Source organism: Sinomonas soli, assembly GCF_054782415.1.
Window position 1 is genome coordinate 164232 of record NZ_BAAGSN010000015.1, and the last position, 25807, is coordinate 190038.

Below are 25807 nucleotides of genomic sequence, written 5' to 3' on the forward strand. Positions count from 1 at the left end.
TGTTCGTAAAGAGGGCCCCGGGCCCGTCCGGCAGGCATCATCTGTTGCAGAGAGGCACACGATGCGAACGATTGGAGACTGGATCCGGCTCAACAGCCGCCGGAATCCGGCCAGAGAGGCCTTCGTCGGTGTCGACGGCCGGGTGACCTTCGGCGAGGCCGCCGAGCGGGCCTGGCAGCTCGGGCGCGGTCTGCGGGCCGCCGGCCTCGCCGCCGGCGGCGGAGTGGGGGTCCTGGCCGGGAACAGCGTGTTCAATGCCGAGGCCTTCCTCGGCATCGCGGCCGGCGGCGGGGTCTACATCGCCTACAACTGGCGCTGGGCGCCCGCCGAGCTGGCCAACGGCATCCTGGAGACCGAGGCCAAGGTGATCCTCGCCGAGGAAGCGCACCTGCCCCTGCTCGAGCAGGCACTCGAGATCCTCGCCGCCACCCAGGACGAACTCCCGACTGTGTACCGGCAGGACGCAGAGGTCAACGCCCTGCGGATGGGCACCGGCCAGCTCGAGGACGTCGCCGACCCCGAGTCGCCGCTGTGCGTCATCTACACCGGCGGCAGCACGGGCACCCCCAAGGGCGTCGTCCTGTCCCACCGCGCGGCACTGGCCAACGCCCTCAACGAGATGTACGACTGCGGCGTCGGCAGCCGGCCCGAGGAGCGGGGGCTCATCGTCACCCCGCTGTTCCACTCCGCCGCGCTCCTGTGCTGGCTCGTGCCCCACTTCGTGGCGGGCGCGACCAGCGTCATCGCCCCGAAGTTCAGCGACGAGACCCTCGTGGACCTGGTGGGCCGCGAGTCGATCACCAACACCTTCATGATCCCGAACATGATGCGCCGCCTCATGGACCAGGGGGTGCTCACCGACCCCACGATCCGGGCGAACCTCAAGGCGCTGCACACCGGAGCCGGCCTCCTGCGCATGCCCGACAAGCAGCTCTTCACCGAGATGCTGCCCGAGACCGAGCTCTACTTCCGGTACGGCCTGACCGAGGCCGGCCCCATGGTCACCCGGCTCAAGCCGGCCGACATGCTCGATCCGGCCGTCGACGGCTCGATCGGCACGGAGTACCTCCTCGTCGAGGCGCAGCTCCAGGACAGCGACGGGCTGGAGGTCGCCGCTGGCGAGCTCGGCGAGATCTGCGTCCGCGGCCCGGGGCTCATGAGCGGCTACTACGGCCGCCCGGACGCGACGGCCGAGGCGATGCGCGGCGGGTGGCTCCACACGGGCGACCTCGCTGTCCGGGACGAGCGCGGCTACTACTACTTCCGCGACCGCCTCAAGGAGATGATCAAGACCGGGGGAGAGAACGTCTACTCGGCGGAGATCGAGCAGGTCCTCCACCTCCACCCGGCGGTCCTCGAGGCCGTGGTCATGGGCGTGCCGGACCCGAAGTGGGACGAGGAGGTCCGGGCCGTCGTCGTGCTCCGCAGCGGCGAGACGGCCGAGGCCGCACAGCTCTCCAGCTTCGTCCGCGAGCACCTGGCCGGCTACAAGGTCCCCAAGCAGATGATCTTCCTGACCCCCGACGAGCTGCCCCGCACCGCTGCGGGCAAGCTCCAGAAGGCCGCACTCAAGACCCAGCTCGGGTGGGACGGCTCATGAAACTCGCAACGATCCGGATCGGCGGCGGCACCCGCGCCGCCGCACTCGACGACGACCGCCTGGTCCCCCTCGCCTTCCCCGACGTCCACGCCTGGCTCGAGGCAGGGTCGCCGGACTGGAGCGCGCACGTCGACGGCGCGCCGGTTCCCCTCGGCGCCGCCGACTTCGCCCCGGTCGTACCCCGGCCGGGGAAGGTCATCTGCGTCGGCCTCAACTACCGCGACCACATCCTCGAGATGGGCCGGCCCATCCCCGAGTTCCCCACGCTCTTCGCCAAGTTCGCCGACTCGCTCATCGGCGCGAACGACAACCTGGTGCTGCCCCCGCGGTCCGACAGGGTCGACTGGGAAGGCGAACTGGCCGTCGTCGTGGGCCGCACCGTGGCCCACGCCGACGAAGAGGCGGCGAGGTCTGCGATCGCCGGGTTCGCCGTCGCCAACGACGTCTCGGCGCGGGACTTCCAGCGGCGGACCAACGAGTGGCTGCAGGGCAAGACGTTCGACTCGACCACCCCGCTGGGCCCCTACCTCGTGACCGCCGACGAGACCGGCACCGAGCCGGACCTCGCGATCACCTGCAGCGTCGACGGCACCGTCAAGCAGCACTCCCGCACCGGCGAGCTGGTGTTCAAGCCCGTCGCGCTGGTGCAGTACATCTCCGCCATCACCACGCTGCGGCCGGGCGACGTGATCCTCACCGGCACCCCCGGCGGCGTCGGCGACGGGCGCGACCCCAAGGAATACCTCCGCCCCGGCTCGGTTCTCTCCACAGCCGTCGACACGCTGGGCGAGGCCCGCAACCGGTGCCTCGAGCACCCGGTAGCAGCCCCGCCGGCAGCCGGATCCACCCAGACAAGGACGCTCCATGTTCACTAAGATCCTCATCGCCAACCGCGGCGAAATCGCTGTCCGCGTCATCCGCAGCGCCCAGTCCCTCGGCATCGCCGCCGTCGCCGTCCATTCGGAGGCGGACGCGAGGTCGATGCACGTGCGCGTCGCGGACGAGGCCGTGGACCTGGGCGCCGGCCCGGCGAGCGAGAACTACCTCAACGTCGGCAAGATCATCGAGGCGGCCAAGGCCACCGGTGCCCAGGCCATCCACCCCGGGTACGGCTTCCTCTCTGAGAACGCCGCCTTCGCCCAGGCCGTCGCCGATGCGGGCCTGACGTTCATCGGACCCAGCGCCTCCGCGATCTCCACGATGGGCGAGAAGGTCGCCGCCCGCGCCGTCGCGGTCGCGGCCCAGGTCCCGCTCGCTCCCGGCTCGGACGGCGCCATCTCCGGCGCCGACGACGTCGTGGCCTTCGGTGCCCAGCACGGCTACCCCATCCTCGTGAAGGCCTCCGCTGGCGGGGGCGGGCGCGGCATGCGCCTCGTCCACACTGAGGCCGAGGCTGACGACGCGGTCGCCGCCGCCGCCCGCGAGGCCACCGCGGCCTTCGGCAACGGCGAGGTCTACCTCGAGCGCTACCTCACCAACGCCCGCCACGTCGAGGTCCAGGTCTTCGCCGACTCCCATGGCAACACCGTCTACGTGGGCGACCGCGACTGCTCGGTCCAGCGCCGCCACCAGAAGCTCATCGAGGAGTCGCCCGCCCCCGGCCTGTCCGAGGAGATGAGGCGGGCAATGGGTTCTTCGGCCGTCCGGCTCGCCGAGCATGTCGGCTATGTGGGGGCAGGCACGGTCGAGTTCCTGGTCGAAGGGGAGGCGTTCTACTTCCTCGAGATGAACACCAGGATCCAGGTCGAGCACCCCGTCACCGAGATGGTCCACGGCGTCGACCTCGTCGCCGAGCAGATCAAGGTCGCCGCCGGCGAGCCGCTCGGGATCCTGGACCGGCTCGCACCAGCGGGGGCGGCCGTCGAGGCCCGCATCAATGCGGAGGACGTCGCCGACGGGCTCTTCCTCCCCGCCCCGGGCCCCCTCGAGAAGGTCGAGGCGCCGGCGGGGGAGGGCCTGCGCTTCGACGCCGGCTATGCCTCCGGCGACGAGGTGCTCCCGTACTACGACAGCCTCATCGGCAAGCTCGTCGCCTACGGCGCCACGCGCCAGGAGGCCCTCGACCGACTGGCAGCGGGCCTGCGCGAGCTGGACATCGTCGGGGTCCCGACGACCGCCCCGGCTGCGCTGGCGATCGTACAGCACGAGGACTTCCGTCAGGTGCGCTTCTCCACCCGCTGGCTCGAAGAGGGCATCGATCTCGCCGAAGAGCTCGAGAAGCTCGATGACGCCCCGTCGCGGCAGGAGGTCGAGGTGGGCGGCCGCTTCTACACGATCCCCGTCTTCCCCGACCTCGGCCGCCCCGGCCAGCTCCTCGCCCCGGCGGCTGCCGCGGCCGGGTCCGAGGCGCCGGCTGCATCCGGGCAGCGCAGCGGCCGCAGCGCCAAGGCCCGCAAGGCCAAGGCCTCCGACGGCAGCGTCAAGGCCCCCATGCAGGGCACGATCGTCAAGGTCAACGTCGCCGAGGGCCAGAAGGTCGACGCTGGCGAGATCCTCTTCGTGCTCGAGGCCATGAAGATGGAGAACCCGATCGCAGCGCCGGCGGCGGGGATCGTCGGGGCCGTGAACGCCGCGGTGGGGGATGCCCTCGCCGCCGGCACCCTGCTGACCCAGCTGATCCTCGAGGAGGCGGCAGCATGAAGCCCTACCGTTCCCTCCTGTTCGTCCCGGGCCACAAGCGGTCCTGGATCGACAAGGCCCTCGCCTCGGACGCGGACGCCGTCATCATCGACCTAGAGGACTCCGTCCCCGAGGAGGACAAGGCTCTCGCCAGGGCCAACGCCCGGGAGGCGCTCGAGGCGCTCTCCGGCGACAAGGGCGTGCTCGTCCGCCCCAACGCGCTGGACACCGTGCACTTCGGCGCCGACGTCCTGGAGGCGACCCACGCCAACGTCGCCGGATTCCTCCTGCCCAAGCTGTTCACCAGGGACGACGTCGTCCGCTTCGACGCGCTCGTCACCGCCGCGGAGCTCGCCCACGGTGTCCCGCGCGGCACGGTCGAGCTCATCCCGTCCCTCGAGACGGCCGCCTCGATCCAGAACGTCGAGGCAATCCTCTCCGGCCCCCGCGTCGGCGGGGTCATGGCCGCGGCCGCCAAGGACGCCGACGTCTCCCGGGAAGTGGGATTCACCTGGACCGCCGGCGGTCAGGAGACCCTCTACCTGCGCAGCCGCGTGGTCCTCGCGGCCCGGGCCGCCGGGCTGCGCAGCATCGTCCTCGGCCTGTGGCAGGAGGTGCGCAACCTCGACGGGCTGCGCCAGTTCGCCTCCTCCAACCACGGGCTCGGCTACACCGGCCAGGTCATCATCCACCCGACCCACGCGCCCGTGGCCAACGAGGAGTATGGGCTCTCGGCCTTCATGCGCGACTACTACGAAGGGCTCATCGCCGCCTTCGACCAGGGCAAGCGCGAGGGCCACGGGGCCGTGTCCTACCGCGGCGAACACATCGACCTCGCCCACGCCAACCACGCCCGGCAGGCCCTCGCCTTCGCCGGTGCCGTCTGACCGCCCACCAGGACCGAAGGAGCTACCCATGGCAGGCATGTACTACGAGGACTTCGAGGTGGGCACCGTGATCCGCCACGAGGTCACCCGCACCGTCACCGAGGCGGACAACCTCCTCATCACCACGCTCACGATGAACGTCCAGCCGCTGCACCTCGACGCCGAGTTCTCGGCCAAGAGCATGTACGGCCGCCAGATCGTCAACAGCATCTTCACCCTCGGGCTCGTGACGGGCATCCCCGTCCAGGACACGACCCTGGGCACCACCCTCGGCAACCTCGGCTTCCGCGACATCGAGTTCCCCAAGCCCGTCTTCATCGGAGACACGCTCCGCGTCGAAACCGAGGCCCTCGACAAGCGCATCTCCAAGTCCCGTCCCGAGACCGGCATCGTCGGGATCGAGCACCGCGGCTACAACCAGCGCGACGAACTGGTGTGCGTGGTCCGACGGACCGCCCTCATGAAGCGCAGCGAGGAAGCCCCGGCGGGACTCCAGGGCGCCACCGCGTAGGGCCCGCACCATCCCAGGAGCCGGCGTGCAAGCCCCTGAAGGCGTGCCGCCGGCTCGCATTGACCCATGGAGGCCCGATGACCCACGAGAGACCCCACGACGGGCCGGCTGAGGCCGGCACGGGAGCAGACCTCCTCGGCTTCGAGGACTACCAGCTGATCACCCGCCTCAAGGCGGCGTACTTCTTCTCGCTCGACACCAAGGACTGGGGACGGCTGAGGGAGCTCTTCTCTGACGACGCGCACTTCGAGGGGTTCCCCTTCGCCTCCGGCGGCCCCGATGCCTTCGTCGACGGCGTCTCGGCGTGGCTGGGCCGGATGCGCTCCGTCCACCACGGCATGATGCCCGACCTCCGACGCCTGGACCGGGACAGGGCGCGCGGGCGCTGGACCATGGCCGACTACCTCACCTGGGGCGACCCAGGCTTCGTCTACAAGGGCTTCCCGATCCCCGGCATGTACGGCATCCGCGGCTACGGGTACTACGACGAGGAGTACGTGCGAGATCCCGGCGACGGACGCTGGCGGATCTCCTTCATGCGGCTGACCCGGCTCTGGATCGACCCCCTGCGGGGTGATCGCGTCGAGGCGCCGGCCTACGATGTGCCCGGGGTGCGCACGGATTGGCTAGGTGGCGAACGAACGCTCGGGAGCTAGCATGGATGCACAGGCGACAGGAGGAGCGATGCCGACTATGGAACGCAAGACAGCGGTGGCCATCCGCGAGGAGGCGGCCCGCCTGTTCTTCGAGCGCGGCTACAACGCCACCTCCCTGCGCGACGTCGCCGCGGCGGTGGGGCTCAAGGTTGGAAGCCTCTACAACCACATCGACAGCAAGGAAGACCTCCTGCTGCAGATCATGGGGGGGATCATCGACGACCTCCTCGAGCATGCCCGGCAGGCCCTGGCAGAAGCCACCGGGGATGCGGTGGACCGGCTCCAGGCGGTCCTGGGCGCCCATCTGCGCTTCCATGCCGAGCGGGCCCAGACCGTCTTCATCGGCAACACCGAGCTCCGCTCCCTCTCCCCGGACGCCCACCAGAAGATCGTGGACAAGCGGCAGGAGTACGAGACCTTCCTGCGGGGACTCGTCGAGGACGCCGGCAGGGCGGGCCTCGCCAACCTCATCGACACCCGGATCCACGTGTACAGCTTCGTCGCCCAGGCGACGCACATCGCCAGCTGGTACCAGCCGGGCCGGCGCAAGTCGCTCGAGGAGATCGTCCGCGACTACACCAAGCTGGCCCTGCGGGAGCTGGGAGTCGCCGACGCGGATCAGAGGGTGGACCGGCAGTACGCAGAGGGCATCCACGCGGACTCGGGCAGCGTCGCCGTCTGATCCTGCCCAAGGGGACCTCATTACGGCGAGAAGGGGTGGGGCCGGCGAGATCGCCGGCCCCACCCCTTCTCCCGGCCCCCGCGGGAATCAGGAGCGGTAGTCGATCTCGAGGTCCGCGATCTCCTGGTCCTCGAGGTTGACCACGATGTTGTCCGGGGTCCTGGTGGTCATCCAGACGAGCTCCTCGGTCCTGCTCGCGTTGCCCTCGATGTGCGGCATGAATGGCGGGACGAAGACGAAGTCGCCCTCCTCGAGGTAGACGATCTGGCTGTAGCCCTCGCCGTAGCGGATGAACCCGCGGCCCTTGAGCACGTAGCCGCCGGTCTGGGCCTCCCCATGGTGGTGGGCGCCTGAGACCTCTCCCGGCCCCGTGTGGACCTTGCCGAACCAGAGGCGGTCGGCGGCGCTGTTCTCCTTGCTCACCCCCGAGATGCGCCGGGCATTGAGCGTCTGGCCCGGCGCCGGCTGGAGGTCCGCGGCACGGTGCACGCGGAAGATGTCCGTGTTCTTCATGATGTCGAAGGCAACGTCGGTCATGGGGAAGGTCCTTTCAGGTGGCATCGCCGGCACCGTCCGCCGAGGTCCAACGGCGGTGGAAGGCTGATTCCAGTGTCCGAGCCACCGAGAGCACTGTCAAGCGAACGCTTGTTCGTAAAGGCACTTTTGGCTATGTGTGACATCTCAAACCCTATGAAGGCGGAGAAGCTCTTGTCTGAGACGAGGATCACAGTTACATTAATGGACGAGCGCTTGTTCGTTTTCTGCGAATCGCAGCTGCTTCAGCTCCAAGCCGTCCGCATCGAGGGGGACGGTTCATTCGAGTCCGAGGAGTGAATTGCCTCCCATGTCTGAACTGACCAACCAGACCGCGCGCTCTGCCGCGCCGTCGCCCGTCGCAGTACCGATCGAGGGCCGCGGAGCCCGTCGCGCCCTCGCCAGCGGGACCTTCGGGACCGCGCTCGAGTGGTTCGACTTCGCCGTCTACGGCACCCTGTCGGCCACCCTCTTCCCGGCTCTTTTCTTCCCGAGCTTCGACGCGAACAGCGCTGTCCTGGCCTCGTTCGCGACCTTCGGGGCCGGCATGGCGGCCCGCCCGCTGGGCGGCATCGTCTTCGGAGCCCTCGGTGACCGGATCGGGCGGCGCAACGTCCTCATGTTCACCCTGGTGCTCATGGGCCTGTCGTCGGTGCTCATCGGCCTTCTGCCCACGTATTCGGTGGCTGGCCTCGCTGCCCCCACCCTGCTCGTCGCGCTCCGCTTCCTCCAGGGCTTCGCCCTCGGAGGAGAGTCGACCGGGGCCCAGATCCTCGTCGTCGAGCACGCGCCCGACGAGCGGCGCGGTTTGTTCGGCGGCATCCTCGCAACCGGGTCGCCCGTGGCCCAGACGCTTGCCTCCGTCGTGCTCACCGGGCTCGCGACCTTCCTCTCGAAGGAGCAGTTCGCCGCCTGGGGCTGGAGGCTTCCGTTCCTCATGGGCATCCTGCTGCTCGCTGTCGGCATCTTCATCCGCCGGCGCATCGAAGAGTCGGACGCGTTCAAAGAGAGCCAGCGGCTGGCCGCTGAGTCGGACCTCCCGCAGGAGCGGGCCCTCGCCGTTCTACGCCGACGCCCCGGAACCGTCATCAAGCTCGTCCTCGCATGGGCCGCACCCGCAGGCCTCTTCTGGATCTGCGTCACCTACGCGGTCAACTACATGACCAAGGAGCTGCACTATGACAACTCCATCGCGTTCAGCCTCATGGTCATCGCGAACCTGGTCTCCATCCCGGCAGCAATTTTCGGCGGCCGGGTGAGCGACCGCATCGGCCGCAAGAAGGCCTTCTTCCTTGGTCTTGCCCTCCAGGGCGTCGCCGCCGCCACCATGTTCCCCATCATGAACACCATGAACTACCCGGCCAGCGTGGCCGTCGTCGCCCTCTCCCTGTGCGGCATCCAGATCATGGCGGGCACCCAGGCGGCCTTCTTCTCCGAGTCCCTCCCGACCTCCATGCGCTACACCGGATCAGCGCTCGGCATGACCTTCGCAGGCCTCATCTTCGGCGCCCCTATCCCGTTCATCGCGGCCTGGATCTTCCAGAACACCCACAACGGCACGCTCGCCCTCACGCTCATGGGCGTCGGTCTGGTACTCATCTCTGCGATCGCGACCGCGCTGCTCCCCGAGCGCTTCAAGCGCGGACTGCACGAGCTTTCCTGAAACACCCTTTTCAGGTTGGGCGGCCCCGCGACGCGGGGCCGCCCAACCTATCTCCCGCACAGCGGGTGAGGAGCAAGCGACGACATGATCCGGCCACGCCATCAGTCCCGAGCAGTGGCGGGAAACGGCCCGAGTCAGTTCGTTTCCATGCCGAGATACCGGTATACGGTGGCCCGGCCGACGCCGATGACCCGCCCGATATCGGCCGGCCTGAGGTCCTTAGATGAGGAGACTACTAGGATGGCCTTGTCCCGGTGTTCGTCGAGGATGATCGCGGCGAGCTGTTGGGCGTCCTGGCCGGAGGAGACAACTCGGTAGTCGGTGGGCAGGGCGGGGTGGGCGGGCACGGTGCGTCTCTCGAACGCGTAGACGGACTTGTTTCGCGAGCCACGTTTGCGGCGGTCCGGTCCACCCATGATCTGCCCCTCCTCCGCATCAGGCCGCGTCGTAGGCCGGGTAGCTCGAGGCGGAGAAGCCGTCCAGGAGGTACTCGGTCGCCCACGCCTTGGCCTCGGTGTCCCCGACGGTCGGATTGCCGAGGCCGAGCGTTGCCATGGGGCCAAACTACCGTTCGACTGGGCCTGTGCTCGCAGCGGCACACGGCGGCCACGGCGACGAGCCCACGACGAGCCAGTGTCTGGGGCGCGGACGGCTCCGTCGGGCCACCGGCCTATGCCATCACGACCGCGAGCAGCGGCAGCACGGGCTCGTCGTCGGCAGCCCCACCTGGGGATCCTCCATATGGCGCTGGATGCGCGCGTGGTTGCACGTGTGTGATGGCCCGTACGATCAGCTCGTCGCTGCATGACGAAGGGATGACCTGGAGTTTCTGAGCAAGCCTCGCCGGCGGCTAAGCAAGATCGTGGTCGTCTCAACAAAGGAACCTTTGAGGGGACACCTTCTGGGCCGGCCCTCGCGGCGGTGGACTACTTCGCGAGCAGGATCGAGACGATCGTGGCCGCCGCGAGGGCCACGAGAGCGAGGGTCGCGGTGCGAAGGAGGATGGCGGGCGGGGCCGCATCTCGGTTCTTGAGGATGTGGCTGCGGTAGAGGACGCAGGCCGCGAGGGCGGCCGTTGCGGCTGCGGCGACTGCAGAGGCGATGCCGAGGCTCAGGGCGTTCCCCTCGAGCCTGTCGGCGTGGCGTGCCAGAGAGCGGATCCAGGAGCGCCAGATGAGCAGGTCCGAGACGAGCAGCGCGAGCAGTGTGCGCCCCCATGCCAGAGAAGTGCGCTCGGGTTGGAGACCGGGATCCCGTGCCTGGCCTGGGCCCTGCTGCCCGGCAGTCACCGTGAGAAGAGGATCAGGGCAGCGAAGACCAGGGCTGCAAGTGACACGACGACCGTCATGGCCACCAGTAGCCAGGCATGTGGGAGCTCGCGCTTGTTGCGCATGGCCCGTTCTTGGAGGGACCAGCGCCGGTAGGCCTCGAACGCTAGAAGGGCTCCGATCGCGGCGAGTACCAGGCAGAGGGCGATGCGGATGGGGGCCGGGGCAATGTCCGGTGTGAGCTGGTCGATGGCAATCGATCCGGCGAGGATCGCCATGGAGGTGCGTATCCAGGCGAGGAAGGTGCGCTCGTTGGCCATGGAGAACCTGTAGTCCGGCATCTCTCCTTCCCGTCGCCACTGGGGTTCCTTGAGCTTCACGGGATTCTCCAATGATGGCGGGGGCGGATGCGACGCCTCAGCCTATTCGCCCGAAGCGCTTCGATGCGCGGTGGGCTTCCCTAGGGCGGCCATCGCGACGCGGCAGGGCCCCGCGGCCTGAGGTCGCGAGGCCCTGCCTCGGTCGTGGCCCGATCAGGCTGCCGGGTCGAGGCCCAGGCGGCGGCGGTCGCGCTGCTGGTTGATGAAGATCAGGGAGAGGACGCCGAGGGCCAGCAGGAGTCCACCGGCGAGGGCGAAGGAGGCAGCGTAGCCGGCGGCCTGCGTCGCGGCACCGCCGATGAGGAACCCGGAGACGGCTGGGGCGAAGACGCCGCCGGTGGTGAAGACCGCGTTCGCGATGGACAGGTTGGCCCCGCGCTGGGCCACCGAGGTCAGCTCTGCGACCACGAGGTAGCTGAGGGCGAAGAGGGCCGGTGCGGTGCCGAAGCCGAAGACCATGAGGGCGACGGCGACCACGGGGTTCGGCACGAGGGAGGCTGCGAGGAGGGCGGCCCCTCCGAAGACTGCCCCGCCGCCCAGGACCCAGGCACGGGACTTGCGGGTGGGGATTCCGCGGAGGTGGAGCCGCTGGGTGAGGGCGCTCAGGCCTACGGTGGCGATGGCGCCCCAGGCGGCAGGGAGGGCGATGAGGGTGCCGGCCTGCTGGCCTGTGAGCCCGAGGACGGTCTGGAAGTAGGCCGGTCCCCAGGACATGGCGAGGGTGAAGGTCCAGTAGCCGAAGAATGAGGTGAGGACGGCGAAGATCCAGCTCGGGGACAGGATGGTGCGCAGGTAGGGGACTCGGGACTCGGAGGCGCTGGCGGATGGGTCCGCGGAGCCCCGGTGGCCGTCGAGCTTCAGCTCGGCCGCGCGGCCGGTATATGGGCCTTCTTTGCCGACCAGGAGCCAGTAGATGGCGAATGCGAGGCCGACGACGGCGAGCACGGCGAACGCTGCGCGCCAGCCGTATGCGCCGATGACCCAGGCGAGCACGGGGGCGAAGGCGACGATGCCGAGGGTGACGCCGGAGGATGCGAGGGCGGCGGGGGTGGCGCCCTTCTTCGCGGGGAACCACTTGTAGACGCCGTGCATCATTACGGGGGCGAGCGGTCCCTCGCCGGCGCCGAGCAGCAGCCGGCTGACCCAGAGTGCGGGCAGCGTGGAGAAGACGAGGATTGGGGCCTGCGCCAGGGACCACAGAATGCAGATCACGAGCAGGATCCAGCGGCTCTGGATCCGGTTCGCGAGGGGGGCGGCGACCAGCTGTGCCACTCCGAAGGTGAAGAACATCGCACTGCTGACGAGGCCGAACATCGCGGGGGTGATGTGGAGGTCCTTCATGATCGGCACGGCGGCGAGGCCGAGGACGGCTTTGTCCGCCCAGCTGAGCATCATGAGGAATAGGAGCGAGACGGTGACGAGCCAGCCGTAGCGGCGGCGCTTCTCATAGGACCACGAGGCGGGGTCCTTGGACGGAACGGGCAGTGCCTGGGGCGAGGTGGGGTCGGCGAGCTGTGTCATGGGGTCTACTCCTTCGTAGAACCGGCCGACGCCGAGGCGGAGACCTTGAGGGGGATTGAGGTGAAGAAGTGGAGGGTGTTGTGCAGCTCCGGCACGGGGTCGCCGTCGAGCTCGAGGGTGGCGGCCCGCGCCACGAGTGCCTTAAGGACCAGTTCGATCTCGAGGCGGGCGATGGGCTGGCCGATGCACTGGTGCAGGCCCATGCCGAATGCGACGTGTCCGGTCGCGTTGCGGTCCAAGTCGAAGTCCGAGGCCGTGTCGCCCCAGTGCCGCGGGTCCCGGTTGGCGGCGCCGAGGAAGAGCAGGAGCTTCGCGTCGGCCGGGATGCGGACTCCGGCGAGCTCGGATTCGACGGTGGTGGTGCGGTGGAACATCTGGAAGGGCGACTCGAGGCGCAGCGCTTCATCGACGGCGAACTTGACCAGGTGCGGCTCGCGCCGGAGGCGGGCCCACTGCTCTGGCTTCCGGGCCAGGCACAGGAGGGTGTTCCCGATCCCTGCCACGGTCGTGTCGACGCCGGCGGAGAGCAGGGCGCGCACGAGCAGGGAGGCCTCCTGATCGGTGATGTTGCCGAGGTCTGCCTGCTCCCAGATCTTCTCACCGAAGCCGCCGGGCATGAGGCTTCCGCGGGCGCAGGCCCACTCGACCCAGGCTGCCACTGACTCGGCTCCGACGAACGCGCGTTCGTAGATCTCGTTGTGGGGGCCGAAGGCGTTGAAGGCCATGCTGCCGTAGGGCAGGAGGTTCTCACGGCCGGAGTCGGGGATGCCGACCGCGTCGGGGAAGACGCGCAGTGGGTAGACCTGCGCGAGGTCGGTCACGGCATCGAAGGTTCCCCGCGCCGCGAGGGAGTCGGCGAGGGCCTCTGCGGGCGGGGTGAAGCCGGCTGCCAGGTCCCGGATGGAGCCGGGGTGGATGACCTTGGAGAGGCCGCGCCGCATGGCGGTGTGGGTGGGCGGGTCCGATTCGAGAATGCCCGCGGGGCGCCACTCGGCCTGCTTGCGGATGTCCTTCGGACCGACCCCGCCTGAGGAGCAGTAGGTCTCGAAGTCCATGAGGACCTCGTGGACGGGTTCGAAGTGGGTGACGGCGTAGACGCCGTACTTCTCGAGGTAGACCACGGGCCCGGTCTCGCGGAGGGCCTCGTGGAGGGCGTAGCGGCCCACGAGGTTCTCGGGGGCGAAGGGGTCCAGGTCGAGGACCGGCGCCTCGTGGCGGGTCAGAAGCGACATCGTGTTCTCCGTGGGTCTCAGAGGTCGAGGGTGAGGCGGCTGCAGCCGGCGGCGGCGCGGGAGACGCAGACCATCATGGTGGCGCTGCGGGCCCGGTCTTCGGGGGTGAGGATGGCGTCGCGGTGGTCCACCTCGCCCGCGAGCACGGTGATCTCGCAGGTGCCGCAGACCCCCTGGCGGCAGGAGGAGAGGACGCGGACGCCGGCCTCCTCTACGGCGTCGAGGAGGGTACGGTCGGCACCGACCTCGACGATGCGCCCGCTCCGGCTCAGCTCGACCTGGAAGGGGCCCGCGGATCCGCTGGATCCGGGGGCGGCGGCGAACCGCTCGAGGTGGAGGGCACCGGCTGGCCAGCCGAGGCAGTAGTCCTCGATGGCGTCGAGGAGCCGCTGCGGTCCGCATGCGTACACGGCTGTGAGGGCCCGGGGAACGCCGAGGAGCGCCTCGAGGTCGAGCCGGCCGGACTCCTCGGACGGGAAGAGCAGCACGCGCTCGGGACCGTAGGCATCGAGGAGGTCCTGCGCGAAGGCCATGGTGGCAAGGCTCCGGCCCCCGTACGCCAGGCGCCACTCTTTGCCGGCCTGCTCGGCTGCCTCGATCATCGCCAGCATCGGGGTGATCCCGATGCCTCCGGCGATGAAGAGGTACTTGCGGGAGGGGGCGAGCGAGAAGTTGTTGCGGGGACCGCCCACCACAACCCGTGTCCCGACCGTCAGCTCGTCGTGGACGTAGGCCGAACCGCCGCGGGACTCGGGCTCGCGCAGGACGGCGATCTCCAGGCTGGCCCGGTTGGCAGGGGAGGAGCAGATCGAGTACTGGCGGGTCAGGCCGGGCAGGTACAGGTCGATGTGCGCGCCGGCCTCCCACGCGGGGAACAGTCCGCCGCCCGCAGGGCGGAGCATGAGGTGGGCAACGCCGTCGGCTGCGTCGCGGCGCTCGGCGACGAACGCGTCCAAGGTCGCAGAGAGGGGCAGGAGGTGCTCCACGTCTGCCTCCACCTGTGCCGTCATCGGGGGATCCTTTCGCTGATGCGCTGAGGGTGACCTCCGTCACCGCGCCTTCTCCACAGACCATAGATCCGCACCGTGGGCAGGATCACGCTCTCTTTACCACTGGGTGAAAAGGCCGCGCGCAGCCTTCGGATCTGCGTCCTCAGCCGGTGGCGCCGAGGGTCCTCCCGATGGCCTTGGCGGCGACCTGGAGGGCCGGCAGGGTGCGCTGGACGGGCGGCGGGGCGGCGCCGATGCCGACGGCGCCGAGGGCCGCGATGACGCGGTCGCCGGCGCCGAGGACGGGCACGGCGAGGCCGGAGGTGCCGAGGGCGTGCTCCTCGACGGTAGTGGCGTAGCCCTGGTCGCGGACCTTGACGATCTCGCGCTGGAGCCTTGCAGGGTCGGTGATGCTGTGCCGTGTCTCCTGCTTCAGATCGGCGAAGGCGCGCTCCAGGACGGATGCCGGCGCGTAGGCGAGGAGGACCTTTCCGCCGGCGCTGGTGTGGAGGGGCAGCCGTTCGCCGACCCGTGCGACGGGCTGCCCGACGGAGGTGCCGGCGATGCGCTCCAGGAGCAGCGCGCGGGCGTCTTCGAGGACGAAGAGGTTGACCACGTGCCGGGTCGCGAAGAGCACGTCGTGCATGTAGGGCGCTGCGACCTCGCGCAGGCCCTTCTGAACGGGGGCGAGGATGCCCAGCGTCCACAGGCGGTAGCCGATCTGGTACCGGCCGTCGGTTGTCCTGGCCAGCGCCCCCCAGTCGGTGAGCTCACCGAGGAGACGGTGGCAGGTGGCCACGGGCGTGCCGGACCGCCGCGCGATCTCGGACAGGCCGAGGACCGGGTGCTCCTGGTCGAACGCGCCCAGGACGTTCAGCGCGCGTGAGGTCACGGACTTCCCTGCGTCCTTCGAATGCCCTGCCACTGCCCACCTCGCCCACGGGTACCCGGCAGGGTCGCCGGGCGCCTCCTTCACGATAGCCCCCGGATATCCCGCCGTACGGGAGCGGCGGTCAGCTCCTGGCCGGGATGCGCCCCGGGAGGAAGTGCTGGCCCGGCCGGGCGACGGTGATGGGGCCGGGGAACTCCTCGGCTACGCCTGCGGCCCATTCCTCGTCGGTGGCCACGCCCGCAAGGTGGGATAGGACCACGTGCCCCACCCCGGCTGCCCTGGCGATGCGTCCGACCCCTGTGGGGGTGGTGTGGGAGACCTGCTGGTGGTTGAGGAACTCGGGCGAGAAGTCCCGGGCTGCGAAGTAGGCGAGGTTGACGGCCTCGTGGATGAGCAGGTCAGCGCCGGCGGCGAGGGTTGCGACGTTCCCGCACTCGGCCGTGTCGCCCGAGATGACGACTGAGCCGTAGGCGGTGTCGAACCGGAACGCGAAGGCCGGGAAGACTGGCGGGTGTTCGACCAGGATCGCGCTGACGCGCACGTTCTCGTCGGCGTATACCTCGAAGGGCTCCATGGCCGGGGTGCGCCCGGCTCCTGCTCCGGCGCCGCTGGGCAGTTCGATGTCCACGGGGCGGACGATCCGGCGCAGGTCCGGGCGTCCCTCGTCGGTGATGCGGATGGCGATGTCGTAGTCGAAGGCGGCCAGGAGGTGGGAGACCATCGCGCTGGTCTGCGGCCCGGGCCCGTACACGGGCACGTCCCCCGTGAAGCCGTCTACCGGGGCACCCCAGTTCCACAGCAGGTATGCCGGCAGTTCTCCGACGTGGTCGGAGTGGAGGTGGGTGATGAAGGCGGCCCGGAGGTCCTTCCCGCGCAGCCCTGCCGCGTTGGCCTGGCGTGTGCAGCCGAGGCCGAAGTCGACGAGGTAGTGGGTGCCATCGACCACGACGGCGGTGGCGATGCCTGGTGCTCCGCTGCGGATCGCGGGGCCGGCCGCGGTGCCCAGGGTGATGACCTCGAGGCCGGCGGAGTCAGGGGTGGCGGGATGCATGTGGTGTCCTTCTGTCAGCGGGCCGTGCTGGCTGCCGGGGCGGGGCTGGGAGCGGGAAGATGGTGCCGGGCGTTGACGGTGCGCAGCTCGAGGTAGGGCTCGAGCCCGAAGGTGCCGCGCTCGCGCCCGACGCCGGAGGCCTTCCAGCCTCCGAACGGGGCGTCCAGCTCGACCTGCGTGTGCTGGTTGACCCACACCGTGCCGGCCTCTATCCGGCCGGCGAGCTCATCGGCGCGGTCCAGGTCAGGGGTCCACAGGGAGGCGCCGAGGCCGAACTCCTGGCCGTTGAGGCGGTCGAGGAGGGCGTCGACGTCTGTGTAGGCGACGACGGGGAGGGCTGCACCGAACTGCTCAGTGGATACCAGCGTGGTGTCGAACGCGGCCCCGGCCACGACGGTCGGTTCGAGGAAGTGCCCCGGGAGGGATGTCCCGCGCCCGCCGCCTGCTGCGAGCGTCGCACCGCCCTCGAGCGCTTCCCGGACCAGTCCTTGGACGAGCTCGAGCTGGGACCGGTTGTGCATGGGGCCCATGGTGGTGCCCTCGGCGACTCCGTGCCCGACGACAAGGGTGGCCGCCTCGGCGGCAATCGCCTCGACGAACTCGGACTCGCGCTCGGCGGGCACGAACACCCGCTTGACTGCCATGCAGACCTGGCCGGCGTTGCGGAACGCCGAGCCGACGATCCCGGCCGCGGTGAAGGCGGCGTCGGCGTCGGGCAGGATGATCGCCGGGTCGTTGCCGCCCAGCTCGAGCGTGACCCGCTTGACCGTGGGTGCGGCCTGTGCGGCGATCGCGGAACCCACCTCGGTCGAGCCGGTGAAGGAGATCTTGCGCACCTTCGGGTGCTCGCTCAGGGCACGGTTGACCGCGCGCCGGCCCGTGAGCCACTGCACCACCCCGTCCGGGACGAACTCCGCGACGGCGTCGACGAGCGCGATGGTCGACAGCGGCGTCGTCGGGGACGGCTTGGCGATGACCGTGCAGCCTGCCGCGAGGGCAGGAGCGAGCTTGACGCTCAGCAGGGAGATCGGGAAGTTCCACGGAGTGATGGCGGCAACGACGCCCACTGGCCGGCGCTGGACGGTGAGCCTGCGGCCGGCGCGATCGGGTAGCGCCTCCTGCTCGTCCCACTCCAGCGACGCGTAGTACTCGAAGACGTCCGCGGCGACGAGGACCTCGCCGACCGCCTCGCGGAGGACCTTGCCCTGTTCGAGCGAGAGGGTGCGGCCGATTTCAGGCGCCTTCGCCCGAAGGGACTGGGCAGCCCCGCGGAGCGCTGCCCTGCGGGAGTCGCGGTCGGCAGCCCAGCCCCGGCCCGCGGCAACGGCGCTCCGGACGGCGTAGTCGACGTCTGTTTCCCGGTGCAGGGGGGCGGTCCCCACCGGCTCGAGGGTGGCGGGGTCGAACACCTCGTAGGTCGTTATCATGCTGTGTCCCTTTCGGCAGGCCGCTGCGGGAGCGCCCGGTCTCGGATCTGGTCCCAGCGTCGCCCGGCACGCCATAGGCGGACAATGCGAGCTCTCCACCCAGTGGAAAGCCTGCGTTGCCCGTCACATCCTCAGGGCCAAGAGTGATTGGAGACGCAACAGCACCTCGTACCAGTAGGAGGACCCATGGAGCCCAACCTCACCGGACGGACCCTTGTCGTGACAGGGGCAGCCTCCGGGATCGGTGCGGCGACCGCAGCAGCCCTCATCCGGCTCGGCGCCCGGGTGATCGGGGTCGACCGCAACGTGCCCGAAGGCGCCCACGACTTCGTCCGCGCGGACCTCTCCACATCGGAAGGCGCAGGCGCCGCGGCTGCGCAGGTCCTGGCCCTCGCCCCGAGGATCGACGGGATCGCCAACATCGCAGGGGTGCCGGGCACAGCGCCGTGGAGGACGGTCCTCGGCGTGAACGTCTTCGGCCTGCGCGCCTTCACCGAGGCCCTGCTTCCCTCAATCGCAGAAGGCGGGTCTGTCACCCACCTCGCCTCCAACGTCGCAGACGGCTGGGCGGCGCGCACGGCCCAGATCCACGCGTTCCTCGGCCACGAGGACGACGGCGAAGCCCTCGCCTCCGTCGAGGAAGACACTGAGGTCACCGGCAACTCCTACCGCTTCTCGAAGGAATGCGTGCGGGTTCTCACCCAGACCCAGGCTGCTGCCTCTCTCGGCCGCGTGCGGGTGAACTCGGTAAGCCCGGGCCCCGTGAGCACCCCAATCCTCGAGGACTTCAAACGCGACCACGGCACATCCAAGGTCGAGGGCGCCATCAGCCTCACCGGCGGCGCCGCCACTCCAGAGGCTATCGCCGACGTCGTCGTCTTCCTCGCCTCGGAGTCGGCACGCTGGGTCAACGGCAGCGATATCCGCGTGGACGGAGGACTCGCTGCCCACCGGTTCACGGAGGCAACCCCCCAGCCGGCCTGACAGCTTCGGGCAGAGATCTGAGGGGGCGCCGCGCCCGTCCTCCCAGCAGACGCTGCCGCCGTCAGAAGGAGAACTGCCTCGCCCTCAACGGAATCGCAGCGCCAAACGATGCGGCTCCGGAACCGCTGCGGCACTCGCGTCTCGTCAATGGAACGGCTATTGAGAGGCTGGCGTCTACTCGGAGATCGGTCTTTGGTCGACAGCGCTGCGGCCGGGACGCCTCGAGCGGTAGGGGAATGCCGTGATGTGCCCGGGCTGTGGGGCCCAGGGACAGGGGCAGTGTGACCGGTGGTGAGGGAGCGCGGTGGTGCCGCGCTCCCTGTCTGTGTTCGAGCTAGGCCGGACCGTTGAGGGCTGGAGGGTATCCCGGTGTGGGAATTGCCTCGTAGCCCAAGTTGAGGACCTTCCATTCGCCGTGGGACAGGCTCATCACCATAGGGACCACTTCGGAAGATCCGCCCGGCTTCCATGGGCCGCCGGCTGGGGGCTCCCTGTGAACGTACAGCAGCTCGATGTCCAGGCCGAGCGCCCGGGGGGTGGCCCCGATGCCTGCGGAGTCGACGTCGAGAGGGAATGCCTTCTGGAAGTCCCGGACGACGTCCCGGCTGAAATCGCTCCAGAGCCTGTGGCCACGGCCGGGGGACACCGCTAGCGCCGCGATGACGTCCTCGGGGCGGCAGCCGCCCGAGTGAAGGCTCTCGTCATTCGCCTGCACCCACCACTGCGCCCAGCACAGGCGAAGGGTGGGATCCATGAACAGCCAGGCAGAGGCCAGATCTCCGGCATAGAAAGCCTGGAGGAACTCCCATGCCCGGTGGACGACGCGCGCCTGTGCCAGCGCCTCCTCCCGGTCAAAGTCAGGCAAGTCATCAGATCCGGCGGACATGCTGACCATTATTGCGAGCTGAGCCCACCTGTCACCCGCAGCTCGTCAAGCCGCCGATCAGGACAGCGGGCCGCAGCCCTTCTCCATTGGAGCCCGGAGCGCTAACAGCCTCGGCCGGGGCCGGGGCTTACGGTTCTCTTTCGAACGGGGCCGTCGTGGTGGCCGGTGATCCTCCTCCAGCTGATCCGGTATGTGCTCTCCGATGGTGCGCACGCGGTGGAGCGGGAGATCAGGCCCCGGAAACGCCGAGGGAGGCGGCGGCCTGCATCTGGGCGGGTGCGTGCAGGCCGGGCAGCAGGGCAGGGTGGTAGATGCCGGCGCGGAGGTCGCGGAGGGGGCCCTTGAAGCCGGCGACGTGGAGGAGGAAGGCGATGGGGGAGCGGCAGTGGCGCAGACAGCAGTCCTTCAGCGGAGTCAGCTGGTAGACCCCGGCGGCTGCCGGCTACACCGGAGAACGGACGGTGACCGACGGGCCCGACTTGGAACTGATCGAGGCCATCGCTGAGGCGGGACCAGACTGCCCGGTCATCGCCGAAGGACGGACTCACACCCCCGCGCAGGCACGGTTCGCACTCGATGCCGGCGCGTTCGCCGTCGTCGTCGGAACCGCAATCACGCATCCCGCCACCATCACTTCCTGGTTCCGAAAAGCGCGATGAGGATCTACGCGACCCGCTTCGCACGGAACGGATCACCGAGAGCCGTGAATTGGCTGGAGGCCCGGGCAGTAGTTCCCGGGCCTCCGACTGAGGTCAATCAGAACACGAAGGCCCACGCGAACATGGCGACGATGTAGATCAGGCCGACGACCACCATGTCGATCACGGTGTAGCCCATGATGTCTTTGAGCTTGAGCTTCGACAGTGCGAGGGCAGGCAGGATCCAGAACGGCTGAACGAGGTCGTTCCACGCGTTGCCGAGCATGACCGACATCGAGGTCTCCGGGAGGGAGGCGCCGAGCTGGTGCGCGGCGTCGATCATGAACGGGCCCTGGATGACCCAGTGGCCGCCGCCTGAGGGCGCGAAGAAGTTGATGAAGAACGAGGAGACGAGGCCCCAGAACGGCAGGGTCTCAGCGGTGGAGATGCCCACGAACCAGTGGGAGATCGTCTCGACGAGGCCGGAGCCGCCCATGATCGCCATGATTCCGGCGTAGAAGGGGAACTGGAGGATGATGCCGGAGACCGTCTTGATGCCCTCGTTCAGCTTGGTGACGTAGGCGATCGGTGTGCCCAGCAGGATGATGCCGAGGAACAGGATGATGAAGTTGATCAGGTTCAGGTCCACGCTGGTGCCGCTGACCATGGCAGCGACGACGTAGACGATGCCCACGAAGCCGATGACCATGGACAGGATGCGAGAGTTGTTCAGGCGCGCGGCGAAGGTCTTCTCCTCCACGACCGGCTTGGCCTCTACCGGGTTCTCCGCGGCGGCAGTCTGCGAGATGCCCCGCACGGGCTGGCCGGGCTTGGGGTGCATGGAGGCGTTGAGGAACGGCAGCACCACGAGCAGAACCAGGGTGGTAATCACCATTGGCGGCGAGAAGATGGTCTCCCCGAGGCTGATGACGCCCATGGACTTCTGCAGCGGGTGACCGGGTGTCGCGATGGTGAGTGGGATGGTGGCCGACAGGCCGAGCCCGTAGAACGTGAAGCCGGAGTATGCGGAGGCGATGATGAGGGGGTAGTGGACTCCCTGGACGCGGGTCGCGAGCTTGCGGGCCACCACGCCGCCGATGATCAGTCCGAACCCCCAGTTGAGGTAGGAGCCGATCCCGCCGACCAGGGTTGCCGTGATGACCGCGGCCTTCGGGGAGCTGATGCCCACGACGATCCGGTCGAGCAGCCTGTCGACGATGGGGGAGTTGGCCAGAACGTAGCCGGCTGCCAAGATCACGGCCATCTGCGTGGTGAAGGCAAGCAGGCTCCAGAAGCCCTTGCCCCAGTCCAGGATCGAGGTGATGGGGTTCGCGTGCTGGACCAGGACAGCGAGGATGAAGGTCAGCAGTGTCAGCGCGATCGCGAAGACAAAGGGATCGGGCAGGTACCTGTCCATGAGCTTCGTGAAGAAGCCTGTGGTCTTCTGCAGCAGACTCGCCTTGGGCGGCTGCACCGTTGCAGTCTTGTTCATTGTTCTTCCTCCGGGGTGTGTGTTGCGAGTCGGCTGAGGAGCTGCCTGTCGCGCCACGCGACCCGGTCCTCCCAGTGCGACAGGGGAAGGACGGCGCGGCGCTGCCGCGTGACCTCGGCGACGAGGTCCTCCGTCCATGGATCGTGCTGCCCGCGTTCGGCGCCCATGCGCTCGTATGCGGGGCCCATTTTGGCCGCGTGGGAGGCGATGCCTCCTCGCGTGTTGAGGTCCGCGGTCTCGAACGGGCCCATGAAGGCCCACCGGCGTCCGAGTCCGTCGCGCACGACGGTGTCCACGTCCTCGACGCTGGCGACGCCGTCCCTCACGAGGGCATACGCCTCGCGCAGCACGGCGCCCTGGAGCCGGTTGAAGACGAACCCCTCGACCTCGCGGCGGACCGTCACCGGCGAAAGGCCGGCGTCGGAGTAGATGCCTCGGGCGGCCTCGAGGAGGTGCGGCCGGGTTGCGGCGGAGGGCACGAGCTCGATCACCGGAATGAGGTGGGGCGGATTGCCGGGGTGGGCCACGAGGGCACGCTCGGCACACGGAAGGCCTTCGGTGCTGCGCGAGATGGGAATCGCGGACGACGACGAGGCCAGCACGGTGCGCGCGTCGGTCAGCTCGCCGAGCTGGGCGAAGAGCGCGTGCTTCGTCTCGGCGCGCTCGGGCACGCACTCCTGAACGAGGTCCGCCCCGGCAACGGCACGGGCGATGTCGTCGTGGACCGTGACGCGGGCGGCGACCGCCTCGGGCGGTTCCGCCAGCTGGCCATGCTCGGCGAGTGCGGCCAGCTTGGCACGGAGCTCGCGCGGTACGGCTACGCAGCGTTCCGCCTCGGGATCGACGATCTGGACGCGGGCCTTCGCGCGGGCGAACACAAGAGCGAAGGCGACACCGATCGAGCCTCCCCCGACGACCGCGATCCGAGGTCCGGATTCAGACATCTGCGCGCCCCACGGTCATTCCGCCGCAGACATAGAGCGTCTGCCCCGTGACGAAGCCGGAGCGCTCGTCGAGCAGGTAGCTCACCGCGTGCGCCACGTCCTCGGGGGTCCCCATCCGCTGCACCGGCACGGATTCGATGATCGCCCGGGTGCGCGGGGAGTCCGCCGGGTTGGCCTTGTTGAAGAGTTCGGTGGCGATCGGCCCGGGGCCCACGGCGTTGGCGGTGATGCCCTTGCGTCCGAGCTCAAGCGCCCACACTCGGGTCAGACCCAGCAGCCCGGCCTTGGTGGCGGCATAGGCGCTGCGCAGTTCCTTGCCGAGGGCGGCGCGCGAGGACATCGAGACGATGCGGCCGAAGCCGGCCTGCTCCATGCATGGCAGGAGCGCCTGCGTGCACTGCAGGGCGCTGCGGAGGTTGAGCGCCACAGCGGCGTCGAATTCCGCCAGGCTCTGCTCCTCGGTGGGATGGGGGAAGACGGCGCCGACGTTGTTGACGAGCCGGGTGATGGGGCCGGCTGCCAGGGCCTGCTCGAGTGCGGCCGCGGTGGACTCCGGGTCCGAGAGGTCGCAGTGGATCGCCTCGTCTCCCTCGCGGTCGAGGATGACGGGCTCGTAGCCGTCGGCCCGGCTGCGTTCGGCGATGGCCGCGCCTATGCCGTGGGCTCCGCCGGTGATGAGGATCCGCTGTGCCGTGGTCGGCATGGAGTGTGCTTCTTTCTGTCGAGGGACCTCTGGGTCGAGGAGGCTCTAGACGGTGGCGATGGGGTTGAGTGGGGAGCCTGAGGCGCCGGGCAGGTTCAGCGGCGGCGCGGTCAGCAGGAAGGCGCTGCGTCCGGCGCGGCGGAGGTGGGCGGCGAGTTCGGTGAGGTGCCATAGCTCGCCGAGCTGCACGCCAAGCTTGAACAGGCAATGCTCATGGAGGGGCAGGATCGACGCTGGCGCCGGCGCCGGTGTGGCAGGGTAGCGCTCCACGGCGTAGTTGTCCGCGGCGATCGCCGCGATGCCGGATTCCGTGATCCAGTCGAGGAGCTGCTGGTCACGCCCGTCCAAGGTGGCACCGTAGTGGTGCAGCACCGCGGGGTCGGGCGTGCCCCCCATGGCGAGGATCTTCGCCGCATATCCGGTGTGGACAGTGACGATGTCTCCGGGGCGGACGTCGATGCCGTCTTGCTCGAGGACGTGATTCCACATGTCGAATCCGACGAGGACGGGTTCGGTGCCGAAGTGGTGTGCCAGGTCCACCATGACGGCGCGGCCCTGCACCGGGTGGGCTGCGAGGGCGCCGATGCCCAAGGGCCCGAGGTCGGTGCTCGTCACCAGCGGCCTCGCGTCGAGCCCGCACTCGGACGCGCTGTCCGGGCCGATGACGTCGACGCCGGCGCGGTAGCCGTTGTAGTACACGGCTTCGGCGACCCCGTCGCCGTCCGCATCGAAGAGCGCGCCGACGTGGACGAAGGCATCCCATTGGGTCGAGTACTGCGTGTGGAGGACCACCAGATCGTCGTTCATGACGTCTGAGGAGCCAGGCACGAGGGAGTCGAGGCGACAGTTGACGTTCGGCTGCCCCGAGCGCAGATTCGGCCGATGGACTGGAGGGAGGCGGTTTGGGTTCAGGGCGTTGCCGCCGGGGAGGGTCAGCGGCAGTCCGAGGGCGAATGCCAGACCGTCCTTGACCTCTGCCAGCCCCTCCGCGAGCTTTGCCGGGGTCAACAGGTTCATCCGGCCGAGCGCATCGTCTGGACCGTACTCCCCCCAGGTGGACCCCTCAGGACGGCGGCGCCAGCGTGGGCGGGTGCTAGCCAATTGCTCCTCCTTGGTCCTGGTGGTGGCGGTGCTCACCGCGGGCTATGGCGCCCGACACATCGCTCCATAGTTGCCTTCCGGTTCATCTCAAGTCCAATATGAAACGAGCATTAGCCCATTAGAAAAATGCATGAAAGGAGTCGGATGGACATCAAGGTCCTCAACGCCTTCGTCGTCCTCGCCGAGGAGATGCACTTCACCCGAGCCGCTGAGCGCTTGGGCGTGGCCCAGCCCGTCATGAGCCAGTGGATCCGCAGGCTCGAAGACGAGCTCGGAGCTGTCCTCGTGGAACGCACTACCAGGGCCCTGCACCTGACCCCGGCGGGAACGGCCGCGCTCCCCCACGCTCGCAGCACCGTCCAGGCCGCCATGCTCGTCGAGCGGGCGGCACAGTCTGACGGAACTGCACCGGTCGGGATGGTCACCCTGGGCTATGCCGGAGCCTCCTCGCGGCCATGGCTGCCGCGTCTGGCGCGCGCCGTTCGGGCAGAGGCGCCCGGGGTCGAGCTCCGGCTCCGCTCCATGGTGTACGCCGGCGCCGCCCCGTCCCTCGTGGCCTCCGGCGACCTCGACATCGCCTTCAGCAGAAGGCCCTTGAGGCATCCCGGACTCGCCGAGCATGTCTTCGAGTACGAACGCCTGCTCCTCGCGCTGCCCTCCGACCACCACTTGGCGAACCGTCAAGAAGTCGCGCTCGAAGACGTCCGCGATGATCCATGGGTAATGTTCCCGGCGACACGGGGCTCGAGCGTGAGGGATGTGGGGTTCCGGCTCGCCGAACAGGCCGGCTTCACCCCGCGCATCGGCCAGGAGGCCCCCGACTCCTACACCATCCTCGGCCTGGTCGCCGCCGGTGTAGGGGTCACTCTCACCATCTCCTCGGTCGCCCACATAGACACCCCGGGCCTCAGGCTGGTCCCCCTGTCAGGACCGCCCCGCTGGCTCGCCGCCACCGTGGTCTCTCCGCGGCGCCCGACCCGGGCCGTCCACGCCGTCCTGGACATCATTCAGAGGGAGCTTCCTACTCCCGGCCGGCCGGACGGCCTCGTGCTGGAGTAGGAGGCACCTTCCCTGCGGTGCATAAGATGGCCCGGACGGGGCCCGCCCGTCCCCCGGTGATTCGTGCCGGACACTGCCCGAAAGGTCT

Annotated in this window: 25 protein-coding genes and 2 pseudogenes; 11 read left to right on the forward strand and 16 right to left on the reverse strand. The window is 69.3% G+C overall.

The window, feature by feature from the left end:
• Positions 1-61 precede the first annotated feature (61 nt).
• From ACYVKZ_RS14225 to ACYVKZ_RS14255, 7 genes are all read left to right on the forward strand, one after another.
• Complete coding sequence (locus ACYVKZ_RS14225) at positions 62-1600, forward strand: class I adenylate-forming enzyme family protein (RefSeq protein ID WP_460992893.1); 1539 nt, start codon at positions 62-64, stop codon at positions 1598-1600.
• On the forward strand, positions 1597-2475 hold the full coding sequence (locus ACYVKZ_RS14230; RefSeq protein ID WP_460992894.1) for a fumarylacetoacetate hydrolase family protein: 879 nt from the start codon (positions 1597-1599) through the stop codon (positions 2473-2475). Before ACYVKZ_RS14225 ends, ACYVKZ_RS14230 begins: the two co-directional genes overlap by 4 nt.
• Positions 2465-4240, forward strand: a complete 1776-nt coding sequence (locus tag ACYVKZ_RS14235) for an acetyl/propionyl/methylcrotonyl-CoA carboxylase subunit alpha (protein ID WP_460992895.1) — start codon at positions 2465-2467, stop codon at positions 4238-4240. The genes ACYVKZ_RS14230 and ACYVKZ_RS14235 overlap by 11 nt, the downstream gene beginning before the upstream one ends.
• Positions 4237-5106 (forward strand): HpcH/HpaI aldolase/citrate lyase family protein, encoded by an 870-nt coding sequence (locus tag ACYVKZ_RS14240; RefSeq protein ID WP_460992896.1) that lies wholly within the window; start codon positions 4237-4239, stop codon positions 5104-5106. The genes ACYVKZ_RS14235 and ACYVKZ_RS14240 overlap by 4 nt, the downstream gene beginning before the upstream one ends.
• Before the next feature lie 28 nt (positions 5107-5134).
• Positions 5135-5617: a MaoC family dehydratase gene (locus ACYVKZ_RS14245; RefSeq protein WP_460992897.1), complete on the forward strand. Its 483-nt coding sequence runs from the start codon at positions 5135-5137 to the stop codon at positions 5615-5617.
• A gap of 77 nt (positions 5618-5694) precedes the next feature.
• On the forward strand, positions 5695-6273 hold the full coding sequence (locus ACYVKZ_RS14250) for a nuclear transport factor 2 family protein (RefSeq protein WP_460992898.1): 579 nt from the start codon (positions 5695-5697) through the stop codon (positions 6271-6273).
• 37 nt (positions 6274-6310) lie between these two features.
• On the forward strand, positions 6311-6955 hold the full coding sequence (locus ACYVKZ_RS14255) for a TetR/AcrR family transcriptional regulator (RefSeq protein WP_460992899.1): 645 nt from the start codon (positions 6311-6313) through the stop codon (positions 6953-6955).
• 87 nt (positions 6956-7042) lie between these two features.
• On the opposite strand, the gene ACYVKZ_RS14260 is transcribed toward ACYVKZ_RS14255, so the two are convergent.
• Positions 7043-7492 carry a cupin domain-containing protein gene (locus tag ACYVKZ_RS14260; protein WP_460992900.1) on the reverse strand — a complete coding sequence of 150 codons (450 nt, stop codon included), beginning with the start codon at positions 7490-7492 and terminating at the stop codon, positions 7043-7045.
• 307 nt (positions 7493-7799) lie between these two features.
• On the opposite strand from ACYVKZ_RS14260, the gene ACYVKZ_RS14265 reads away from it, so the two are divergent.
• A complete protein-coding gene (locus tag ACYVKZ_RS14265; RefSeq protein ID WP_460992901.1) occupies positions 7800-9152 on the forward strand; it encodes an MFS transporter in 1353 nt (450 codons plus the stop codon).
• Positions 9153-9286: 134 nt separating this feature from the next.
• On the opposite strand, the gene ACYVKZ_RS14270 is transcribed toward ACYVKZ_RS14265, so the two are convergent.
• The 9 genes from ACYVKZ_RS14270 to ACYVKZ_RS14310 form a co-directional block, all read right to left on the reverse strand.
• The gene (locus ACYVKZ_RS14270) at positions 9287-9568 is read right to left on the reverse strand and encodes a hypothetical protein (RefSeq protein WP_460992902.1); all 282 of its coding nucleotides are present in this window, start codon (positions 9566-9568) and stop codon (positions 9287-9289) included.
• A 510-nt stretch (positions 9569-10078) separates the two neighbouring features.
• A complete protein-coding gene (locus ACYVKZ_RS14275; RefSeq protein WP_460992903.1) occupies positions 10079-10441 on the reverse strand; it encodes a DUF202 domain-containing protein in 363 nt (120 codons plus the stop codon).
• Positions 10438-10761 carry a YidH family protein gene (locus tag ACYVKZ_RS14280; protein ID WP_460992904.1) on the reverse strand — a complete coding sequence of 108 codons (324 nt, stop codon included), beginning with the start codon at positions 10759-10761 and terminating at the stop codon, positions 10438-10440. The genes ACYVKZ_RS14275 and ACYVKZ_RS14280 overlap by 4 nt, the downstream gene beginning before the upstream one ends.
• Positions 10762-10953: 192 nt before the next feature.
• A complete protein-coding gene (locus ACYVKZ_RS14285) occupies positions 10954-12321 on the reverse strand; it encodes an MFS transporter (RefSeq protein ID WP_460992905.1) in 1368 nt (455 codons plus the stop codon).
• A 5-nt stretch (positions 12322-12326) separates the two neighbouring features.
• Positions 12327-13553, reverse strand: a complete 1227-nt coding sequence (locus ACYVKZ_RS14290) for a cytochrome P450 (RefSeq protein ID WP_460992906.1) — start codon at positions 13551-13553, stop codon at positions 12327-12329.
• Positions 13554-13570: 17 nt separating this feature from the next.
• On the reverse strand, positions 13571-14563 hold the full coding sequence (locus ACYVKZ_RS14295) for a PDR/VanB family oxidoreductase (RefSeq protein ID WP_460992907.1): 993 nt from the start codon (positions 14561-14563) through the stop codon (positions 13571-13573).
• 142 nt (positions 14564-14705) lie between these two features.
• Positions 14706-15434, reverse strand: a complete 729-nt coding sequence (locus ACYVKZ_RS14300; protein ID WP_460992908.1) for an IclR family transcriptional regulator — start codon at positions 15432-15434, stop codon at positions 14706-14708.
• Positions 15435-15555: 121 nt separating this feature from the next.
• Complete coding sequence (locus ACYVKZ_RS14305) at positions 15556-16485, reverse strand: MBL fold metallo-hydrolase (RefSeq protein WP_460992909.1); 930 nt, start codon at positions 16483-16485, stop codon at positions 15556-15558.
• Positions 16486-16499: 14 nt separating this feature from the next.
• Positions 16500-17912: an aldehyde dehydrogenase family protein gene (locus ACYVKZ_RS14310; protein WP_460992910.1), complete on the reverse strand. Its 1413-nt coding sequence runs from the start codon at positions 17910-17912 to the stop codon at positions 16500-16502.
• Positions 17913-18098: 186 nt separating this feature from the next.
• Here ACYVKZ_RS14310 and ACYVKZ_RS14315 point away from each other — a divergent pair, with 186 nt between their 5' ends.
• Complete coding sequence (locus tag ACYVKZ_RS14315; protein WP_460992911.1) at positions 18099-18896, forward strand: coniferyl-alcohol dehydrogenase; 798 nt, start codon at positions 18099-18101, stop codon at positions 18894-18896.
• Positions 18897-19230: 334 nt separating this feature from the next.
• On the opposite strand, the gene ACYVKZ_RS14320 is transcribed toward ACYVKZ_RS14315, so the two are convergent.
• Together ACYVKZ_RS14320 and ACYVKZ_RS14325 are read right to left on the reverse strand one after the other, a co-directional pair.
• On the reverse strand, positions 19231-19782 hold the full coding sequence (locus ACYVKZ_RS14320) for a hypothetical protein (RefSeq protein ID WP_460992912.1): 552 nt from the start codon (positions 19780-19782) through the stop codon (positions 19231-19233).
• 229 nt (positions 19783-20011) lie between these two features.
• A pseudogene (locus tag ACYVKZ_RS14325) lies at positions 20012-20206 on the reverse strand (hypothetical protein); the annotation flags it as partial.
• Between the two features lie 13 nt (positions 20207-20219).
• Between ACYVKZ_RS14325 and ACYVKZ_RS14330 the strand changes: the two are divergent.
• Positions 20220-20441, forward strand: a pseudogene (locus ACYVKZ_RS14330) (N-acetylmannosamine-6-phosphate 2-epimerase); the annotation flags it as partial.
• A 97-nt stretch (positions 20442-20538) separates the two neighbouring features.
• Here the strand turns inward: ACYVKZ_RS14330 and ACYVKZ_RS14335 are convergent.
• From ACYVKZ_RS14335 to ACYVKZ_RS14350, 4 genes are read right to left on the reverse strand one after another with little or no spacing between them, the layout of a single operon-like run.
• Positions 20539-21912, reverse strand: coding sequence for a short-chain fatty acid transporter (locus ACYVKZ_RS14335; protein ID WP_460992913.1), 1374 nt, complete (start codon positions 21910-21912; stop codon positions 20539-20541).
• Positions 21909-22856, reverse strand: coding sequence for a 3-hydroxyacyl-CoA dehydrogenase (locus tag ACYVKZ_RS14340; RefSeq protein WP_460992914.1), 948 nt, complete (start codon positions 22854-22856; stop codon positions 21909-21911). The genes ACYVKZ_RS14335 and ACYVKZ_RS14340 overlap by 4 nt, the downstream gene beginning before the upstream one ends.
• Positions 22849-23559 carry an SDR family NAD(P)-dependent oxidoreductase gene (locus ACYVKZ_RS14345; RefSeq protein WP_460992915.1) on the reverse strand — a complete coding sequence of 237 codons (711 nt, stop codon included), beginning with the start codon at positions 23557-23559 and terminating at the stop codon, positions 22849-22851. Before ACYVKZ_RS14345 ends, ACYVKZ_RS14340 begins: the two co-directional genes overlap by 8 nt.
• Before the next feature lie 45 nt (positions 23560-23604).
• Positions 23605-24576: a cyclase family protein gene (locus tag ACYVKZ_RS14350; RefSeq protein WP_460992916.1), complete on the reverse strand. Its 972-nt coding sequence runs from the start codon at positions 24574-24576 to the stop codon at positions 23605-23607.
• Between the two features lie 228 nt (positions 24577-24804).
• Between ACYVKZ_RS14350 and ACYVKZ_RS14355 the strand changes: the two genes are divergently transcribed.
• Entirely contained in the window at positions 24805-25719 is a 915-nt protein-coding gene (locus ACYVKZ_RS14355; RefSeq protein ID WP_460992917.1) for a LysR family transcriptional regulator, read from the forward strand.
• The last annotated feature ends 88 nt before the right edge of the window (positions 25720-25807 follow it).

Bases quoted from the DNA above. Each gene is read 5' to 3' on its own strand.
- ACYVKZ_RS14225 (WP_460992893.1), top strand. From the start codon at position 62: ATGCGAACGATTGGAGACTGGATCCGGCTCAACAGCCGCCGGAATCCG.
- ACYVKZ_RS14230 (WP_460992894.1), top strand. From the start codon at position 1,597: ATGAAACTCGCAACGATCCGGATCGGCGGCGGCACCCGCGCCGCCGCA.
- ACYVKZ_RS14235 (WP_460992895.1), top strand. From the start codon at position 2,465: ATGTTCACTAAGATCCTCATCGCCAACCGCGGCGAAATCGCTGTCCGC.
- ACYVKZ_RS14240 (WP_460992896.1), top strand. From the start codon at position 4,237: ATGAAGCCCTACCGTTCCCTCCTGTTCGTCCCGGGCCACAAGCGGTCC.
- ACYVKZ_RS14245 (WP_460992897.1), top strand. From the start codon at position 5,135: ATGGCAGGCATGTACTACGAGGACTTCGAGGTGGGCACCGTGATCCGC.
- ACYVKZ_RS14250 (WP_460992898.1), top strand. From the start codon at position 5,695: ATGACCCACGAGAGACCCCACGACGGGCCGGCTGAGGCCGGCACGGGA.
- ACYVKZ_RS14255 (WP_460992899.1), top strand. From the start codon at position 6,311: ATGGAACGCAAGACAGCGGTGGCCATCCGCGAGGAGGCGGCCCGCCTG.
- ACYVKZ_RS14260 (WP_460992900.1), bottom strand. From the start codon at position 7,492: ATGACCGACGTTGCCTTCGACATCATGAAGAACACGGACATCTTCCGC.
- ACYVKZ_RS14265 (WP_460992901.1), top strand. From the start codon at position 7,800: ATGTCTGAACTGACCAACCAGACCGCGCGCTCTGCCGCGCCGTCGCCC.
- ACYVKZ_RS14270 (WP_460992902.1), bottom strand. From the start codon at position 9,568: ATGGGTGGACCGGACCGCCGCAAACGTGGCTCGCGAAACAAGTCCGTC.
- ACYVKZ_RS14280 (WP_460992904.1), bottom strand. From the start codon at position 10,761: ATGCCGGACTACAGGTTCTCCATGGCCAACGAGCGCACCTTCCTCGCC.
- ACYVKZ_RS14285 (WP_460992905.1), bottom strand. From the start codon at position 12,321: ATGACACAGCTCGCCGACCCCACCTCGCCCCAGGCACTGCCCGTTCCG.
- ACYVKZ_RS14290 (WP_460992906.1), bottom strand. From the start codon at position 13,553: ATGTCGCTTCTGACCCGCCACGAGGCGCCGGTCCTCGACCTGGACCCC.
- ACYVKZ_RS14295 (WP_460992907.1), bottom strand. From the start codon at position 14,563: ATGACGGCACAGGTGGAGGCAGACGTGGAGCACCTCCTGCCCCTCTCT.
- ACYVKZ_RS14305 (WP_460992909.1), bottom strand. From the start codon at position 16,485: ATGCATCCCGCCACCCCTGACTCCGCCGGCCTCGAGGTCATCACCCTG.
- ACYVKZ_RS14310 (WP_460992910.1), bottom strand. From the start codon at position 17,912: ATGATAACGACCTACGAGGTGTTCGACCCCGCCACCCTCGAGCCGGTG.
- ACYVKZ_RS14315 (WP_460992911.1), top strand. From the start codon at position 18,099: ATGGAGCCCAACCTCACCGGACGGACCCTTGTCGTGACAGGGGCAGCC.
- ACYVKZ_RS14320 (WP_460992912.1), bottom strand. From the start codon at position 19,782: ATGTCCGCCGGATCTGATGACTTGCCTGACTTTGACCGGGAGGAGGCG.
- ACYVKZ_RS14335 (WP_460992913.1), bottom strand. From the start codon at position 21,912: ATGAACAAGACTGCAACGGTGCAGCCGCCCAAGGCGAGTCTGCTGCAG.
- ACYVKZ_RS14340 (WP_460992914.1), bottom strand. From the start codon at position 22,856: ATGTCTGAATCCGGACCTCGGATCGCGGTCGTCGGGGGAGGCTCGATC.
- ACYVKZ_RS14345 (WP_460992915.1), bottom strand. From the start codon at position 23,559: ATGCCGACCACGGCACAGCGGATCCTCATCACCGGCGGAGCCCACGGC.
- ACYVKZ_RS14350 (WP_460992916.1), bottom strand. From the start codon at position 24,576: ATGAACCTGTTGACCCCGGCAAAGCTCGCGGAGGGGCTGGCAGAGGTC.
- ACYVKZ_RS14355 (WP_460992917.1), top strand. From the start codon at position 24,805: ATGGACATCAAGGTCCTCAACGCCTTCGTCGTCCTCGCCGAGGAGATG.